The organism is Micromonospora palomenae (assembly GCF_007829925.1).
GTDB classification, from domain to species: domain Bacteria; phylum Actinomycetota; class Actinomycetes; order Mycobacteriales; family Micromonosporaceae; genus Micromonospora; species Micromonospora purpureochromogenes.
In genome coordinates this window covers 656202-671725 of the sequence record NZ_VIXA01000003.1, presented here as the reverse complement: position 1 = coordinate 671725, position 15524 = coordinate 656202, and the positions used below count along the sequence as shown (strand labels likewise).

At 71.1% G+C, this 15524-nt stretch carries 19 protein-coding genes; 10 read left to right on the top strand and 9 right to left on the bottom strand.

What is annotated here, in order from left to right; translation table 11 throughout:
* Window positions 1-62: 62 nt before the first annotated feature.
* Window positions 63-461, top strand: coding sequence for a hypothetical protein (locus FHX75_RS24110; RefSeq protein WP_154942587.1), 399 nt, complete (start codon window positions 63-65; stop codon window positions 459-461).
* A gap of 3 nt (window positions 462-464) precedes the next feature.
* On the opposite strand, the gene FHX75_RS24105 is transcribed toward FHX75_RS24110, so the two are convergent.
* Window positions 465-1394 carry an LLM class F420-dependent oxidoreductase gene (locus tag FHX75_RS24105; protein ID WP_154942586.1) on the bottom strand — a complete coding sequence of 310 codons (930 nt, stop codon included), beginning with the start codon at window positions 1392-1394 and terminating at the stop codon, window positions 465-467.
* Between the two features lie 90 nt (window positions 1395-1484).
* On the opposite strand from FHX75_RS24105, the gene FHX75_RS24100 reads away from it, so the two are divergent.
* Together FHX75_RS24100 and FHX75_RS24095 are read left to right on the top strand one after the other, a co-directional pair.
* Window positions 1485-1796 carry an ArsR/SmtB family transcription factor gene (locus FHX75_RS24100; protein WP_246158553.1) on the top strand — a complete coding sequence of 104 codons (312 nt, stop codon included), beginning with the start codon at window positions 1485-1487 and terminating at the stop codon, window positions 1794-1796.
* Window positions 1797-1798: 2 nt separating this feature from the next.
* Window positions 1799-2341 carry an SRPBCC family protein gene (locus FHX75_RS24095; RefSeq protein ID WP_154942584.1) on the top strand — a complete coding sequence of 181 codons (543 nt, stop codon included), beginning with the start codon at window positions 1799-1801 and terminating at the stop codon, window positions 2339-2341.
* Window positions 2342-2613: 272 nt separating this feature from the next.
* On the opposite strand, the gene FHX75_RS24090 is transcribed toward FHX75_RS24095, so the two are convergent.
* From FHX75_RS24090 to FHX75_RS24075, 4 genes are all read right to left on the bottom strand, one after another.
* On the bottom strand, window positions 2614-3651 hold the full coding sequence (locus FHX75_RS24090) for a hypothetical protein (RefSeq protein ID WP_154942583.1): 1038 nt from the start codon (window positions 3649-3651) through the stop codon (window positions 2614-2616).
* The gene (locus tag FHX75_RS24085) at window positions 3651-3920 is read right to left on the bottom strand and encodes a hypothetical protein (RefSeq protein WP_154942582.1); all 270 of its coding nucleotides are present in this window, start codon (window positions 3918-3920) and stop codon (window positions 3651-3653) included. The genes FHX75_RS24090 and FHX75_RS24085 overlap by 1 nt, the downstream gene beginning before the upstream one ends.
* Window positions 3921-4373: 453 nt before the next feature.
* Window positions 4374-4751: a hypothetical protein gene (locus FHX75_RS24080; protein WP_154942747.1), complete on the bottom strand. Its 378-nt coding sequence runs from the start codon at window positions 4749-4751 to the stop codon at window positions 4374-4376.
* Window positions 4752-4807: 56 nt separating this feature from the next.
* The gene (locus tag FHX75_RS24075; RefSeq protein ID WP_154942581.1) at window positions 4808-5611 is read right to left on the bottom strand and encodes a class I SAM-dependent methyltransferase; all 804 of its coding nucleotides are present in this window, start codon (window positions 5609-5611) and stop codon (window positions 4808-4810) included.
* A 306-nt stretch (window positions 5612-5917) separates the two neighbouring features.
* Here FHX75_RS24075 and FHX75_RS24070 point away from each other — a divergent pair, with 306 nt between their 5' ends.
* Window positions 5918-8746, top strand: a complete 2829-nt coding sequence (locus FHX75_RS24070) for a ricin-type beta-trefoil lectin domain protein (protein ID WP_154942580.1) — start codon at window positions 5918-5920, stop codon at window positions 8744-8746.
* A 125-nt stretch (window positions 8747-8871) separates the two neighbouring features.
* On the opposite strand, the gene FHX75_RS24065 is transcribed toward FHX75_RS24070, so the two are convergent.
* Both FHX75_RS24065 and FHX75_RS24060 read right to left on the bottom strand, forming a co-directional pair.
* A complete protein-coding gene (locus tag FHX75_RS24065; RefSeq protein ID WP_154942579.1) occupies window positions 8872-9213 on the bottom strand; it encodes a hypothetical protein in 342 nt (113 codons plus the stop codon).
* Between the two features lie 68 nt (window positions 9214-9281).
* On the bottom strand, window positions 9282-10001 hold the full coding sequence (locus FHX75_RS24060; protein WP_154942578.1) for a hypothetical protein: 720 nt from the start codon (window positions 9999-10001) through the stop codon (window positions 9282-9284).
* Window positions 10002-10191: 190 nt separating this feature from the next.
* On the opposite strand from FHX75_RS24060, the gene FHX75_RS24055 reads away from it, so the two are divergent.
* From FHX75_RS24055 to FHX75_RS24045, 3 genes are all read left to right on the top strand, one after another.
* Window positions 10192-10767, top strand: coding sequence for a TetR/AcrR family transcriptional regulator (locus FHX75_RS24055; RefSeq protein ID WP_154942577.1), 576 nt, complete (start codon window positions 10192-10194; stop codon window positions 10765-10767).
* A 98-nt stretch (window positions 10768-10865) separates the two neighbouring features.
* Complete coding sequence (locus FHX75_RS24050; protein ID WP_154942576.1) at window positions 10866-11300, top strand: hypothetical protein; 435 nt, start codon at window positions 10866-10868, stop codon at window positions 11298-11300.
* A gap of 92 nt (window positions 11301-11392) precedes the next feature.
* Window positions 11393-12265, top strand: coding sequence for a HEAT repeat domain-containing protein (locus FHX75_RS24045; RefSeq protein ID WP_154942575.1), 873 nt, complete (start codon window positions 11393-11395; stop codon window positions 12263-12265).
* Between the two features lie 90 nt (window positions 12266-12355).
* On the opposite strand, the gene FHX75_RS24040 is transcribed toward FHX75_RS24045, so the two are convergent.
* Window positions 12356-12772 carry a TfoX/Sxy family protein gene (locus tag FHX75_RS24040; protein WP_246158511.1) on the bottom strand — a complete coding sequence of 139 codons (417 nt, stop codon included), beginning with the start codon at window positions 12770-12772 and terminating at the stop codon, window positions 12356-12358.
* A 142-nt stretch (window positions 12773-12914) separates the two neighbouring features.
* Between FHX75_RS24040 and FHX75_RS24035 the strand changes: the two genes are divergently transcribed.
* From FHX75_RS24035 to FHX75_RS24025, 3 genes are read left to right on the top strand one after another with little or no spacing between them, the layout of a single operon-like run.
* Entirely contained in the window at window positions 12915-13295 is a 381-nt protein-coding gene (locus tag FHX75_RS24035) for a YciI family protein (protein ID WP_154942573.1), read from the top strand.
* Between the two features lie 5 nt (window positions 13296-13300).
* Window positions 13301-13687 (top strand): YciI family protein, encoded by a 387-nt coding sequence (locus tag FHX75_RS24030; RefSeq protein ID WP_170285444.1) that lies wholly within the window; start codon window positions 13301-13303, stop codon window positions 13685-13687.
* Complete coding sequence (locus FHX75_RS24025) at window positions 13684-14928, top strand: RNA polymerase sigma factor (protein WP_154942572.1); 1245 nt, start codon at window positions 13684-13686, stop codon at window positions 14926-14928. The genes FHX75_RS24030 and FHX75_RS24025 overlap by 4 nt, the downstream gene beginning before the upstream one ends.
* A gap of 107 nt (window positions 14929-15035) precedes the next feature.
* Here the strand turns inward: FHX75_RS24025 and FHX75_RS24020 are convergent, their stop codons facing one another.
* Window positions 15036-15326 carry a CPCC family cysteine-rich protein gene (locus tag FHX75_RS24020; protein ID WP_246158500.1) on the bottom strand — a complete coding sequence of 97 codons (291 nt, stop codon included), beginning with the start codon at window positions 15324-15326 and terminating at the stop codon, window positions 15036-15038.
* Window positions 15327-15524: the final 198 nt, after the last annotated feature.

Genomic DNA, 15524 nt, shown 5'->3' with positions numbered 1-15524 from the left:
GATCGTGTCGGAGTGCATCATCCGGCACGCTTGTCGACGGCGTCCATGGGAACAATGGGTGGATGAGCAGCTACCGCGACCCCACTCTGCACGGCGACGTCTACCCGTCCGAGGAGGAGATCGACCCGACCGGCGTGGGCCTGGAGCCGACGAGCACGCCGCCGGCGGCGTACCCGGATCGGACCGAGCCGGTGCCGCCACCCACGCCCGAGCCGGAGCCCACCCCGCCGACCCCCGGTCCGCCGCCGCGCGCGGCCGGGCCGGGTTCGGTCTCGATCGTCACCCACCACGTGGACGGGTCGACCCAGGTGGTCACCGACCTGGACGGCGACGGGATCGCCGACGTGGTCCAGTTCGACCTGGACGGTGACGGCGTCCCGGACATCACCTATCTGGACAGCGACCGGGACGGCCGGCTGGACACCGTGCTGCGCGAGCCGGGCGGCCTGCGGGCGCGCTGACCCTCAGAGCTGCGGCATCACCTCGGCGGCGACCAGCTCCAGGTGGTCCAGGTCGGTGAGGTCCAGCAGCTGGAGATAGATCCGCTCGCTGCCGGCCTCGGCGTACCGGCCGATCTTGTCGACCAGTTCGGCCGGGGTGCCGGCGAGGCCGTTCTCGCGCAGCTCGGCGGGCTCCCGGCCGATCGCCTCGGCCCGGCGGGCAACCTCGGCCTCGTCGCGTCCGCAGCAGAGCACCAGGGCGTTGGACCAGCGCATGGTGGCCGGGTCACGGCCGATCTCCGCGCAGGCCGCGCGGACCCGACCGATCTGCGCGACGGTGTCCTCGATCGAGGCGAAGGGCAGGTTGAACTCGTCGGCGTAGCGGGCGGCCAGGCGCGGGGTGCGCTTCGGCCCCATCCCGCCGAGCAGGATCGGCGGGCGCGGCTGCTGCACCGGCTTGGGCAGCGCCGGCGAGTCGGTAACCGGGTAGTACGTCCCGGGATGGTCGAAGCTCTTGCCGACCGGCGTCTCCCAGAGCCCGGTGATCACGGCCAGCTGCTCCTCCAGCCGCGCGAACCGCTCCCCGAGCGTCGGGAACGGGATGCCGTAGGCGGAGTGCTCCTCGGCGTACCAGCCGGTGCCGATGCCCAGCTCGACCCGGCCGCCGCTCATCTGGTCGACCTGCGCCACGGTGATGGCGAGCGGGCCGGGCAGCCGGAAGGTGGCCGCGGTCATCAGCGTGCCGAGCCGGATGCGGGAGGTGTCGCGGGCCAGGCCGGCCAGCGTGGTCCAGGCGTCGGTCGGCCCGGGCTCCCCGCTCACCGAGCCCATCTTCAGGTAGTGGTCGGAGCGGAAGAAGGCGCCGTACCCGGCGTCCTCGACGGCGCGGGCCACGGCGAGCAACTGGTCGTAGCTGGCGCCCTGCTGGGGTTCGGTGAAGATCCGCAGTTCCATGTGCCGAGCATATGGAGGCGACGGCGCCGTCACCTCTGGTCCCGGACAAGCCTTCATTCCTTGACAGGCATATGAGCGATGCGGCATATTATGGCGGTGTCCGTCGACGCCTTCGCCGTGCTGGCCGAGCCCACCCGACGCCGGATCCTCGACGCGCTGCGGCGCTCGGAGCGCAGCGTCGGCGAGCTGGTCGACGTGCTGGGCATGAGCCAGCCGGCCGTCTCCAAGCACCTCAAGGTGCTGCGCGAGGCCGGCTTCGTCTCCTGCCGCACGGCCGCCCAGCACCGCATCTACCGCATCGACGTACGCCCGTTCCGCACCGTGGACGGCTGGCTCGCGCCGTACCGCGAGATGTGGACCGCGCACCTGGACGCCCTGGAGCGCCACCTCGACAAGGAGTGATCATGGACCGCGACTCGTTCCGCCCCGGCCCGCCGGCCGAGATCGACGCCGAGCCCGCCGGCGACCGGTGGACGTTGCTGTTCGTCCGCGAGCTGCGGCACGCGCCGGAGAAGGTGTGGGCGGCGCTGACCGACCCGGCCCGGCTGCGGGAGTGGGCGCCGTTCCTGGCCGACCGCGACCTCGGCGCCCCGGGCGCCGCGACGCTCACCGTGGTCGACGGCGACACGGCCGTGCCGCAACCCGCGACGGTACGCCGGGCCGAGCCGTCCCACCTGCTCGAATACACCTGGGGTGACGATCTGCTCCGCTGGGAGCTGACCCCGTCCGGCACCGGCACCCGGTTGCTGCTGCGACACACCCTCGCCGAGCGGGGGATGCTGCCGATGGTGGCCGCCGGCTGGCACCTCTGCCTCGACGTCGCCGACCACCTGCTGGCCGGCGACCCGGTGGGCCCGATCCGGGGCGCGGAGGCGAAGGACTTCGGCTGGGCGGAGCTGCGCGACACGTACGCCGACCGACTCGGCGGGCAACAGCCCCGCCCCTGATCCGCCGCAACCGACGTCCGGACCACGGCGCGTTCCCGCCCCCCGTTCGCGGCATGTCGCGGTGTCAGCGCGCCGGGACAGCGCGACACGCCGCACTGGAGTGATCGGGGGGTCCGGGGGCGACCGGGGGTCGGCCGACGGCGCAGCCCGCGGCCACCTCCGCCCGGTCGCGACCGCGCAGGTGCGCAGCCGACCGGGCGGTCACCTCGGCGGGTGGCCGCCCGCCGGGCGAGCGAGGGCACGCCGACGGCGCCGGGCGCCGAGGCCGCCCGTCAGACGTACGGCCTGGTCGCGTACGCCGCCCGCAGCGCCGCGAGCCCGTCGGTGCGGGGCGCCAGGGTGCCCCAGCTGGAGTTGAAGTAGTTGGTCCGGACGATCCGCGGGCCGCGCTCGCTGTTGAGCCGGGCGACGGCTGCCGGCACGGTGGCGATCCAGGCCGCCTGGTCGGGGATCTCGGCGGCCCGTACCCCCCACTCGGCGATGATCACGGGACGGGAGAGCGCCACCGGCCCCAGGTCGGCGACCGCCCAGTCCTTCGCCCGGCGGAACCGGGCGAGCGCGGTGTGGCTCGGGTCGGTGGCGTAGGCGTTCCACTGGAGAAAGTCCAGCTTGGCCATCAGCGACTCCGGGTGGGTGCGCTGGAAGCAGGCCCGGTCGAAGCCGCCCGACCCGACGGAGAAGGTGGTGCCGGCCGGCAGCGCGCGGGCCCGGAACCAGTTCACGATGTAGGTCATCGCCTGCACCGCGCGGGCGTCCGACTCCGCCCAGCCGTACGACACCCCGGACTCGGTGGTGCCGAACTCGTGGTCGGTGTCCAGCTCGGAGGCGAGCTGAATGTTCACCCCGAAGCCCATCGTCCGGTACTGCGACAGCGCCCGGGCGAAGAGGCCGTCGCAGAGCCCGGCGAGCACCTGGCCGTACCCGTAGGCCTTCGGCCAGGTCGTCCCGGGCCGCTGCTGGATGGTCATCGCCGGCGCGGGGACGGTGTAGCTGACGCCGTCCACGGCGAAGGTCTGCGCCGCCGTGGTGGCGGTGCCGTAGTGCTTCAGCTCCAGCACCATGTTGATCGCGAACCCGCTGCGGCCCAGGCTGAGCAGCCAGGGCTTGTTGTAGCCCGGGAACGTGTAGCCGTCGGCGAAGCTGCGGTACTGGGTCAGCGAGCGGAAGTTGCCGCCGGCCATGTCGGCCGTCGGGTCGGCGTTGCCCGCGAGGTAGTAGCCGCCCAGGACCGGTGGGGCGAGGGCGTAGTCGGCGGTCGCGGTGGCGGTACGCCCGCCGTTGTCGCGGACGGTCACGGTGACCCGGGGCATTACGCCACCGCCCGGTAGACGGCCACCGACCCGTTGTCCGACGCCCGGGTCCAGGTACGCCCGGAGTCGTCGGTGACGGTGAGGGTGAGCGGGTCGATGACGGCGGTGACCTTGACCGGGGCGCTGCTGTTGCCCTGCGCGTCGGTCACCACGACGGTGACGGTGAGGGGCCTGGTGTCCGGGTCGCCGTAGGTGATCGTGAGGGTCATCTGGTCGCCGGGGGAATAGGTCGCGGCGTTCAGGCTCGCGGTGACGGTGGGAGCGGCCATGTCCGCCCCCTCCTTCCTTGCTCGTACGCCCGGCTGTCGCCGGTGCGCCCGGTCGAGGCGCGGGACTGCCGCCGGTCAGGGCGGAGCGGACGCGCGACGGCGTCGACCGGAGGTGGTGACGTCCTTGTCCTGGTGGAAGCTGACCCCGGCCCTGGCGCCCGGGACGGGGTCCACCGGGACGCGACGTGGCCGTGGGCGCGGTCGGACCGGCGCGGCCGTGTCCGCCGGGACGGCCGGGCCGAGCCCGGCGATGGCGGCGTCCGACGGCGACCGTGCTGTCGCCGTCGGGGTGAGGGATGGGATGTGGCCCGCCATCCGCAGCCTCTCCACCTGCATAAACAATGCGTCGCAAGGGGGTACGGCGTCCTGTCGGCTATCCGTCCCCGGAGCTGGCCGACCGGGCGATTGCGACGAGAGCGCGCGGGTGCACCCGGGGGGTGGGGCTGCCCGGCCTCAGCCCCGCCGGCGCCGGATCAGGTGGGCGACCCCGCTCACCACCGTCGTCCCGAGCCCCGTGCCGACCAGCACCAGCGCGGCCCCCACCGCCCAGAGCCCGCTGTCGTCGGTCGAGGCGGCGTGCGCCGTCCAGGCGGCGGTGAAGGCGACCGTCAGCACCGGGGCGACCAGCCACGGCCGGAGCCGCCAGCCGGCGACGGCGGCGACCAGGGCGAGGGTGAGCACGCAGCCGGCCACCTGCCACGGCTGGTAGGGCCCGCTGACGGCGCCGGTCTCGGGGTCGATGGTGTAGCCGGTGTCCCACCCCAGCCAGGCCCACCAGGTGGCGACCGCCGCCACGGCGAGGGCGAGGGCGGCGAGGAGGGCGCGCGTCATGCTGTTCACGCCCCGATCCTCGCGGTACGGACTGCGTCGCGGATGAGCATTCGTACTCACGATCGGGGTGTCGGTGCGGTCCCCCGGACCGCCCAGGCGCGGGCGCTGAGTCGGATCGCGCCGTCCGGTCCGGTCGGTACCCGAACGCGCAGCAGCTCCCGCAGCTCGGCCCGGTCCGGCTCGGCGAGCGAGCTGACGTAGCCGGGCGCGGAGCCCTGCCCACCGAGAAACGGCGTCCAGTAGTCGGCGAAATCGGCGAAGACGGTGGGCACCTCGACGGGCCGCACGGACACGTCGCGGAACCCGGCACCGGCCCAGAGCGCGCGTAGCGGCTCCGGTTGGCACAGCGGGTAGCGGCGGCCCTCGTCCAGCTCAACCGCCGCCGGGTCGCGCGCCGTTGCGGCGTCCCAGAAGTGGCGCATCAGCACCATGCCGTCGGCGTAGTCCCAGACGTAGGCGGCGGCCACGCCGCCCGGGGCGACGACGCGGGCGAACTCCGCCACGGCGCGCGCCGGGTCGGGCACGAAGTTCAGCGCCAGGCCGCTGACGACGACGTCGACGGCGGCATCGGGCAGCGGCAGCGAGCGGGCGTCGCCGACGTGGAAGACCACGCGCGGGTCGTCGACCCGGGTACGGGCGTGCGCCACGAAACCCTCGGAGGGGTCGACGCCGTCCACCCGGGCCGGCTCGGTGCGGGCCAGCACCGTCGAGGTCAGCGCGCCGGTGCCGCAGCCCACGTCCAGCCAGCGCAGGCCGGGCGGCAGCTCCAGCCCGGCCAGGAACTCCGCCGCCACGAGGCGACTCCACCGGCCCACGTACGCCTCGTACGCGGCACCGTCGGCCCATACCTCGCGCGCCATGCGGTCACCATACGGGCGGTACGCGCTGCCGGCGCGCTCCCGGCAGCGATCCGCGGATGTCCACCGTGGACCTTCCGCCCACAAGCGGAGGTATCCCGCGAACTTCCGCAGGGTGTTATCGAACTTTTGCATCTATGAACGAAAGCTATGGGCCTCTAGATAGAAGTTTGTTAATGTTGCCCATCACCGCAGCTCCGGACACGTCATTCGTCGGCGTCGATGACTCGTCCGGGCTCGCCCGGCGGCTACCGCTCCCCCACCGCATCACACGGCCCGCCGGACCACCCCGACCTCCCAGGAGGAGCAATGGGCACACGGCTGCTGCGCCGATTCCGCAGTCCTGTCCTGACCACCATCGCCGCACTCGTCATGGCCACCGGCGTCTGGGCCGTCCCCGCCCAGGCCGCCCCCGCCCAGGAACCGGGCGTCACGCTGCGCGTCTTCGACGTGCAGGTGCCGCTGAACGAGATCTGCACCCTCAAGCCGGGGCAGACGCCGAACGTCGACAAGCTGATGCCCACCATCAACTGGACGTCGACCACCGACTTCGGCTTCGACCAGTACTTCGTCTCCCAGGTGCTCGGCAACCTGAACATCGCCCAGGCCGGCAGCTACACGTTCCGGCTGACCAGCGACGACGGCTCCCGGCTGTCGATCGACGACAAGGTCGTCATCAACCACGACGGGCTGCACGGGCCGACCCCGGCCAAGGAGGGCACCGTCACCCTCACCGCCGGGCTGCACCCGCTGCGCATCGACCACTTCGAGCGCGAGGGTGGGCAGCAGATCACCCTGGAGTGGAAGACCCCGGGCTCGTCGACCTTCGCCGTGGTGCCCAACTCGGCGCTGAGCACCGACGCCGGTGTGGTCCGGGTGACCGCCCCGGGCAAGAAGGAGTGCGAGGGCGTCACCGACTCCCCCGGCGACGGCCTGCCGCTGACCGGCGTCTATCCCGGCTACACCCTGACCAACCTGCGGCCCAGCGGCTTCCAGCCGAAGGTGACCGGGATGGACTGGCTGGCCGACGGCCGCCTGGTGATCTCCACCTGGGGCGGCAGCGACCAGTCCGGCACCTCGCAGGACGGTGAGGTGTACATCCTCAACAACACCGGCGGGTCGACCGGCCCCGGCAGCGTGACCACCAAGAAGATCGCCGGTGGCCTCAAGGAGCCGATGGGGCTGAAGGTCGTCGACGGCGTGGTCTACGTGTCGGAGAAGCAACGGCTGACCAAGCTGGTCGACACCAGCGGCGACGAGGTGGCTGACCGCCTCGACACGGTCGCCACCTGGCCGTACGGGGGCAACTTCCACGAGTTCGCCTTCGGCCTGCTCTACCAGAGCGGGTACTTCTACCTGAACCTGTCGGTGTCGATCAACTACGGCGGCGCGACGACCAACCCGCAGCCGGCCCCCAACCGCGGCACCACGATCAAGGTGAACAAGGACACCGGCGCCGTCTCCTACGTCGCCGGTGGCCTGCGTACGCCGCACGGCATCGGCTGGGGCCCGGAGGACGGCATCTTCGTCACCGACAACCAGGGCGGCTGGCTGCCGTCGTCGAAGCTGCTGCACGTCAAGCAGGGCCGGTTCTTCAACCACTACATGAACCCGGCCGGCCCGTTCGACACCAACCCGGTGACCCCGCCGGTGCTCTGGATGCCGCAGAACGAGATCGCCAACTCCCCGAGCACCCCGCTGTACCTGAAGTCCGGCCCGTTCGCCGGGCAGTTCGTCATCGGCGACGTCACCTACGGCGGCCTGCAGCGCGCGTACGTGGAGAAGGTCAACGGCGAGTACCAGGGCGCCCTGTTCCGGCTCACCCAGGGCCTGGAGGCGGGCGTCTCGGAGGTCAACCTCGGCCCGGACGGCGCGATCTACGTCGGTGGCCTCGGCGCCGGCGGCAACTGGGGTCAGAGCGGCAAGCTTGCGTACGGCCTGCAGAAGCTGACCCCGAACGGCACCACCGCCTTCGACATCCTGGCCATGCGCGCCACCACCGGCGGGTTCGAGCTGGAGTACACCCAGCCGCTCTCCGCCGACACGGCAGCGAACCTGGCCGGGCACTACAAGGTCAAGCAGTGGCGCTACCAGCCGACCGCGAGCTACGGCGGCCCGAAGATCGACGAGGAGACGCTGACCGTCACCTCGGCCACCCTCTCGACGGACCGCAAGAAGGTCAGCCTGACCGTCGACGGGCGCAAGGCCGGCCGGGTGGTCTACGTCCGCTCACCCCGCCCGTTCACCTCCGAGAGCGGCCAGTCGCTCTGGAGCACCGAGGCCTGGTACACCCTCAACGCCATCCCCGGCAGCACCCCGCCGCCGACCGGCGGAGGCAACCTGGCCCTGAACAAGGCGGCCACCGCCGACAGCTCCTGCACCACCACGGAAGGCCCCGACAAGGCGGTCAACGGCTCCGTCGCCGGCGGCACCACCGACAAGTGGTGCTCGAAGGGCACCACGAAGTACCTCCAGGTCGACCTCGGGGCCAGCACCAACGTGAACCGGTTCGTGGTCAAGCACGCCGGTGCCGGCGGCGAGAACACCGCCTGGAACACGAAGGACTTCACCATCGCCACCAGCACCGACGGATCGAACTGGACGACCCGGACCACGGTGACCGGCAACACCGCCAGCACCACCACGCACGACATCGCCGCGGTGACCGCCCGCTACGTACGCCTGAACATCACCGCGCCGACCAGCACCACCGACCCGGCCGCCCGCGTCTACGAATTCGAGGTCTACGGCCCGAGCGGGTCCGGCACCATCACCGGCATCGCCGGCAAGTGCCTCGACGTCAGCAACGCGGGCACCGCCGACGGTACGAAGATCCAGCTCTGGACCTGCAACGGCACCAACGCCCAGCAGTGGAGCCGGGTCGGCGACACCTACCGGGCGCTGGGCAAGTGCCTGGACGTCGACAACGGCGGCACCGCCAACGGCACCAAGGTGCAGCTCTGGACCTGCAACGGCACCGCCGCGCAGGCCTGGCAGCCGCAGAGCAACGGATCGCTGCTCAATCCACAGTCCGGCAAGGTCCTGGAGACGGCCGGCGCCGGCACCGCCGACGGCACCCAGGCTCAGATCGGGACGTACGCCGGGGGCGCCCACCAGCACTGGGTGGTCAACGGCTGAGCAATGACGGCGGCCACCGACGAAGAAACTCTTCGCCGGTGGCCGCCCGGATCAGTGCTCGACGGGTACGGCTGCAGCCGGCTCGCCACCGGACGCCCCTGGTCGGCTACCCCTCAGGTGGTCACTCAGCCGCCGTGCCCCGGGGTGCCGCCATGGACGCGTCGCGCGACAACCGCAATGCAACGGATCAACCCGTGGACGACCACGTTGAGCATCGCCGGCCCCAGCACCACCAGGAGCCGGACGTGGCTCGCAACCCCGTCGTAGGCGTAGGGGTCGTTCCAGAAGCTCAGCGACCAGGGCAGCCCGAGTACGAACAGCGGAAGGTACGGCAGTAGCAGGCCCACACTCGCGGTCGGCCCGGTGTTCGTCGGATCGATCCTCGAGTACATGGCCAGGAAGAGGATCACCAGCACGACCACCGTCGTGGCATGGGCGATCAGGGCTCGCGATCGGACGGACTGCACGGCTGCCACGGTATCGGCGGTCCGCACCCGAGAACGCGCGGCAAGGGGACATCAGCGGCTGTCCGGCGTCAGGCGAACACGACATCGTCGATGTCGATGGTGACGAGCTCGATGTCGCGCACCACGGTCCCGTCCTCAGCCAGTGGGTAGACGCGCCGCTGGGTCGGGACCATGATGCCGCCGAACTCCTTGTGATGGGAGCAGTAGTGCGCGGCCGGACCGGCGTTGATGACCTCGGCCGTGTAGTCGTGCCTGCGCAGCAGCCCGTCCTGGTCGAAGTAGAACGTCTGCTCCCGCGAGTGGGTGGCGATGTGATCGGGGAAGGTGACCTTCAGACGGTTCCAGGTCTCCCCCTCCTCGGTCACCGGAGACAGGTCTTCGGTCTGGAAGTCGGGCCTCGCGAAGGTGAACGGGGACGTCAGGTACGTCCACATGGCGTAGCCGGCGAAGTAGGCGACGTCCAGGTCGTCCCAGGGGGTTTCGAGGACGTGACCGGCGAAGGAGGCACGGGGGTTGCGGCGCTCGGCCTTCACCTCGCCGGTGTCGCTCTCCACGGCCACCCGCTGGGCGGTGAACGAAGTGTGCAGGTCAGGCGCCTTGAAGGGGAAGTGACTGGCATGCTGCCGGCGCAGGTTGACCCGTACGGCGGCCTGGTCGAAGATCCCCTCCTGACCCTTGATGGCCCACAGCGCTCCGCCTGAGCGGAACCGGGCCGTGGCCGAGCTGAACTGCTGGTAGCGGTCGAGGCCGCCGTGGGCCTTGATGACGGCGTTCGTAAGGTCGCTCACGATCAGTTTCTCCTCGGTGAGGTGGATCCGTCGTCCCGGGGTAGACACCGGTTGACCAGGCGCTGCTTACCCGGCTACCGCTCGAATATGACCGGTCGTCTTACCCGCGGCAACGAGCGCTGGATCACAGCGGGGTGGGCTTGACCCCGCCAAGACGACCGGTCATATTTGCACCGGGAGGTGGTCGGTCTTGGCCAGGAAGAGCACGCGCGAAGAGATCGTCACGGCCGCGCTCGACCGGTTCCACGCCCGCGGGTACAACGCCGCCGGCGTCAACGACATCACCCAGGCGGCTGGCGTACCGAAGGGGTCGTTCTACAACCACTTCGACAGCAAGGAAGCCCTCGCCATCGTGGCGCTCGAGCGGTACGGCGCCGGACGCCGGCTCGAGGACCTCACCGACAGCTCGGTCCCGCCGGTGCAGCGCCTCCGGGCGCACTTCGAGTTCCTCCGCGACGAGGTCGTCCGGTACGAATACCACCGCGGCTGCCTGTACGGGAACTTCGGCACCGAGATCGTCGACCACCGGGACGCCATCCGGGACGCCGTACGGCAGAGCCTCGACGAATGGGCCGGCCTCATTGCGAGGGCCCTGGCGGAGGCGCAGCGCGCCGGGACGGTCCGCGCCGACGTGGATCCCGAGGTCACCGCCGGGTTCCTCGTCAACGCCTGGGAGGGCACGCTCATCCGGGCGCGCACCGACCGCTCCCCCGCCGCCTTCGACGCCTTCTTCTCGGTGTTCGACACCTTGCTCGCACCGGCGTGAGGAACATCGCCAAGAGACGGGCGGAGGCCTTCACGTCGCGTCGGGGCTGCGCTCCGCGGCCTGACCGGATGCGTCGGACCATCCACTAAGGTCCCCGTGTGGCAGCCGAGGCAGCGAGGGCGTTTCGTCGGACGGCGATCGAGCGATCAGATCAGCGCATCGCCTGGGAACGCCCGGACCAGGCCTTCTTCGCTGCCGGAGCGTGTCACATCCTCGCCTGGGTCTGCCGCGATTCCTACCCGGACCGGCTGATCGAGATAGCGGGGGTGCACCTCGCGGGCGACTGGCAGGTCTTCCACGCCTACGCGCTCTGGGATGGCTGGGCGTTCGACCACTCGGGCTGGAATCCCGAGCCGGAACTGCTGGCGGTCAACACGGACTTCGAAGGCCGCCCGCTGGAGCGCGTCAAGATCGTGGACGGTATCGCCGCATTCTGCGAGACGCACCACTCCCGCATGCCGCACCAGTATTGGGACGACCCGCTCCCCCGCGCTCGCGACTACGTGAGCCGCTACGCCCCACCTTGGGCGTAGCGCCTCCGACACCGCTCGATCGGCTGCGGAGCCGATCGGCCTCCTCGGCCTGGCAGCGCACGCCGCACGGTCGGGTCTGACATGATCACGACGTGCCCGACCGCGAGCCCACCGACGGCAGTCCGCCGCCAGGGCCGTCCGCGGAGCACCAGGATCCCGCGCTGGCGGAGCTGGTGGCCGGCACAGCCGACGACGTCTGGCGGTTCACCGAGGCGACGGGCCGTGAGCAAGCCCTGACGTACGCGCAAAAGTGGATACGCGATGCGGATCCTGACGTACGAGAAGTGGGGTTCATGGCGCTCGGGTGGGTGGCGTTGAACCATCCGCCGGCGCTGAAGGAGTTGCTCGATCACGCCGATGCGGGCTGCTCCGACGTGGACGTGCGAGTCCGAGTCGCGGTGGCCCAGGCACTCGGTAACCAGGGCGGCGAACAGCGGTGCGTGCCTTTCCTGCTGCGGCTGCTCAACGATGCGGACGTCGAGGTGCGCCAGATCGCGGTCGGGGGCCTTCCGATCGTGCTGGACGACCCAACGGCGGACGACCCCGCAGTCACGGCGCTGGTCGGGCTGCTCGCCGACCAGGAACCGACGCTGCGTGACTGGGCGGCGTTCGCGCTCGGCAGCCAGCTCGATGTCGACTCACCGCAGATCCGTGCCGGCCTGCGTAGTCTGCTCAGCGAATTGGACACCGACACGGCTGAGGCATATCCGGCGGCGGAGGCCGCCGTTGGGCTGGCTCGCCGCGCTGACCCGGAGGTGTTCACCGCTATCGCAGATCGCCTGACCAGGCCCGACCCCACCACGTTATGGCTGCGCGCCGCCGCCGAACTGGCCGACCCTCGCCTGCTTCCCGCACTCCTGCAGCTGCGGGCACCGGACAACGAACCGGACGATCCGTGGGTCGAGCAGCTTGAGCACGCCATCGCCCGTTGCACCGCCGGCCCGATGGACGACGGCACGTCTTAGATCTCGCCACGTTCGAGCGTGTCGGGCAGTCGCGTATGACTGGGTCCGAAGCCCTGTTCGGCTACCCGAGTCGGCCTGTCCAGCCGGCGGTCACTTCGCCGGCAGGCACCGGGTAAAGGTGACGCCCTGGTTGACCCAGCGGCGAAGGTCGGCGTCCTGCGCGCACGCCGACGGCTCGACTGTGATCCACCCGCGCATGGGCCGACCGCGCATCTGCGCCGGTTGAGCGCCGTGTTCGGTCAGCAGCTGCTCAGACAGGGCCGGGTCGACGCGGACCATCAAGCCGCCCGCGCCGCGGATGACCACCGCCATGTTGCCGTTGAGCATCAGCGCCAGGCCACCGAACATCCGCTTCTCGCCGATCCCGGGCTCACGTCCGATCAGGTCCCGCACCCGGTTCGCGAGATCCTCGTCATATGCCATACCGACATCCTGGCACCATGCAGTGACCAGCTTTTCGCACGCGGCATGAAGCGGATGTACGTCGGATCGATCCTCGGTCACCACGCCGGGGCTGCCTCGAAAAGAGGTTTCCGGGATGGTGTCGTATCAAGGCGCAGCCGTTCGTGGAACTGGTGCGGCGGCCTCCCGGGCCGCCGCGCAGGAGGAGCCGGGCAAGGCCCTCGTCCCGGACTGAGAGGAGACGACCATGACGGAGTACCTGATCACCTTCAACGATGAGTGGGTGCCGGACCACACGGCGGAGGAAATACGCGAGAAGGGCACGGCCTCCCGGGCCGTGATCGAGGAGATGCTAGCCGAGGGTGTCCTGATCTTCTCCAATGGCGCGCTCGACCGGTCCACCGCGGTGTGCAGTGTCGAGCTGGTCGACGGCAAGCCCGTCTTCACCGACGGCCCGTACGTCGAGACCAAGGAGCACCTCGGCGGCTTCGCCGTCGTCGACGTGCCCGACGACGCGGCGGCGCGGTACTGGGCCGGCCGGCTCGCGACCGTGCTCGACTGGCCGCAGGAGGTGCACCGGTTCCGAGGTCCGGGGGAGCCCCGGCGGAACGGCTCCGGGGGAAGGTGAGCGCGGTGCCCAGGTACCTGCTGTCGGTCCACGGACCGGCCGAGCGCACCGAGTCGGGCACCTACCCCTCCCAGGAGGTCATGCTGCAGGCGTTCGCCGACACCGACCCCTTCAACGAGAGGCTGCAGCGGGACGGTCACGTCATCTTCGCCGGCGGCCTGGAGCCCGCGACGACCGCCACCACAGTCGACGGACAGGGCGGGAAGCCGGCCTGCACCGACGGGCCCTACCTGGAGACGAAGGAGCACCTCGACGGCTTCTGGGTCATCGAGGCGGCCGATCTCGACGTGGCGCTGGCGCTCGCCGTCGAGGGGTCGAGAGCGTGCCGCGGCGCGGTCGAGGTGCGCCCTTTCCGAACCGAGGAATCCGTCCGAGCGCTGCCGGCGCCGTGACCGGTCCCACCGTCGAGCAGGCGATCACCCGTGTCCACCAGGAGGAGTGGGCGCGGGTGGTCGCCGGCCTCGCGCGCCGTTTCGGCGACCTCGACGTCGCCGAGGAAGCGACGGCCGAGGCGTTCGTAGCGGCTGCGGAGCGGTGGCCGCGCGAGGGCGTACCGCCCAATCCTGGCGGTTGGCTCGCCACCACCGCGACCCGCAAGGCGATCGATTGGCTCCGTCGCGAGTCGCAGCGCGACGCCAAGCACCAGGCGGCCCGGATCATGTACGACGACACCCCTCCCGAGCCGACCGGTCCGGTCGAGGACGACCGGCTCAGACTAATCTTCACCTGCTGCCACCCGGCGCTCGCGATGGAGACCCGGGTGGCGCTCACCCTGCGCCTGATCGGCGGCCTCACCGTCGCCGAGATCGCCCGCGCCTTCCTGGTGCAGGAGACCACGATGGCGCGACGGATCACCCGCGCCAAGGCGAAGATCAAGGCGGCACACATTCCCTACCGGGTGCCTTCGGCCGACGACCTCCGTGAGCGGCTCGCCGGTGTGCTCGCGGTCGTCTACCTCGTCTTCAACGAGGGCTATCTCGCCACCGAGGGGGACGACCCGGTGCGCGTCGACCTCACCGACGAGGCGATCCGCCTCGGCCGCCTGTTGCGAACCCTCCTCCCGGACGACGGCGAGGTGGCCGGCCTGCTTGCCCTGATGCTCCTCACTGACGCCCGGCGACCGGCGCGCGTGTCTCGCACCGGGGAGCTGGTGACTCTCGACGAGCAGGACCGCAGCGGATGGGACCGCGCCCTCATCGCCGAGGGCAACGCCCTCGTCCGGGAGCGGATCGCGGCGGTGGCGGCCGGTGGTGACCCACCCGGCCGCTACCAGCTGCAGGCCGCGATCAACGCGGTCCATACGGAGGCCCCCTCCGCCCGAGACACCAACTGGTCCACCATCGTCGCCCTCTACGGCCGCATGGTGCTGCTCGACCCCTCGCCGATCGTGCGGCTCAACCGGGCGGTCGCGGTCGCCGAAGTCGACGGCCCCGGGGTCGGGCTCGCCGAGATCGACCGGCTCGCCGAGGTCCTCGACGGCTACCATGCCTTCCACGCCGCGCGCGCCGACCTGCTGCGGCGACTCGGGCGGGGCGGCGAGTCGCGGGCGGCGTACGACCGGGCCATCGGTCTCGCCGGCAACCCCGCGGAGCGGGCCTACCTCACCCGCCGCCGCGACCAGCTCGCCGGCTGACCGACACGTGAAGCCAGCGCCTGTCGCCCCGGTCCTGCCGACCGCGATCGCTCGACGCAACGGCGCCGCGCTCGTCGGCGAGGTGACCCGGTGACGGTGCAGTCGCGTCAGGCCAGCGGGTGTTCGTCGTCCCGAGGCGGGCGTACCCGCGCGAGACGCCTTCTGTCCGACGCTCCGAACTCGGCGAAGTTGCATCGGGCCTGCATCAAGCTCAGGTTCCTGTTCGGCCCACCCCGGATGCGGCCTGCGTCGTGGTCGTCCTGCCCATCGTCCTCCCAGAAGCACACCGGGCAGATCTCGTACATGCCTCGCTCGTCCAGCGTCAGGTAACCGCAGCACGGGCAGGCATACGGGCCACCCCCTCGACGAACGACGTTGACGAACGTTCCCTCCTCCACGGCGGGAATGCTGCCATCAAGGCCGGGAGCAGCGCATGCCCCGACATGAGGCGGACGAGACTCGAACCCGCAACCGAGGGATCATGAGATCGGAATTCCGCCCCGCCGACCTGGCAGACAGCGGCGCATGGGGATCTGGCAGCGGAATGCCTCTCGACACCGCACAGCGCTCCCCCGCTCTCCGTCGACTGCGGGCTG

What these genes read in the sequence shown, in the direction of transcription:
- FHX75_RS24075 (WP_154942581.1), bottom strand. Translation starts at nt 5,611, where the DNA reads ATGGCGCGCGAGGTATGGGCCGACGGTGCCGCGTACGAGGCGTACGTG.
- FHX75_RS24035 (WP_154942573.1), top strand. Translation starts at nt 12,915, where the DNA reads ATGACGGAGTACCTGATCACCTTCAACGATGAGTGGGTGCCGGACCAC.
- FHX75_RS24110 (WP_154942587.1), top strand. Translation starts at nt 63, where the DNA reads ATGAGCAGCTACCGCGACCCCACTCTGCACGGCGACGTCTACCCGTCC.
- FHX75_RS24085 (WP_154942582.1), bottom strand. Translation starts at nt 3,920, where the DNA reads ATGGCCGCTCCCACCGTCACCGCGAGCCTGAACGCCGCGACCTATTCC.
- FHX75_RS24105 (WP_154942586.1), bottom strand. Translation starts at nt 1,394, where the DNA reads ATGGAACTGCGGATCTTCACCGAACCCCAGCAGGGCGCCAGCTACGAC.
- FHX75_RS24070 (WP_154942580.1), top strand. Translation starts at nt 5,918, where the DNA reads ATGGGCACACGGCTGCTGCGCCGATTCCGCAGTCCTGTCCTGACCACC.
- FHX75_RS24100 (WP_246158553.1), top strand. Translation starts at nt 1,485, where the DNA reads ATGGCGGTGTCCGTCGACGCCTTCGCCGTGCTGGCCGAGCCCACCCGA.
- FHX75_RS24090 (WP_154942583.1), bottom strand. Translation starts at nt 3,651, where the DNA reads ATGCCCCGGGTCACCGTGACCGTCCGCGACAACGGCGGGCGTACCGCC.
- FHX75_RS24080 (WP_154942747.1), bottom strand. Translation starts at nt 4,751, where the DNA reads ATGACGCGCGCCCTCCTCGCCGCCCTCGCCCTCGCCGTGGCGGCGGTC.
- FHX75_RS24095 (WP_154942584.1), top strand. Translation starts at nt 1,799, where the DNA reads ATGGACCGCGACTCGTTCCGCCCCGGCCCGCCGGCCGAGATCGACGCC.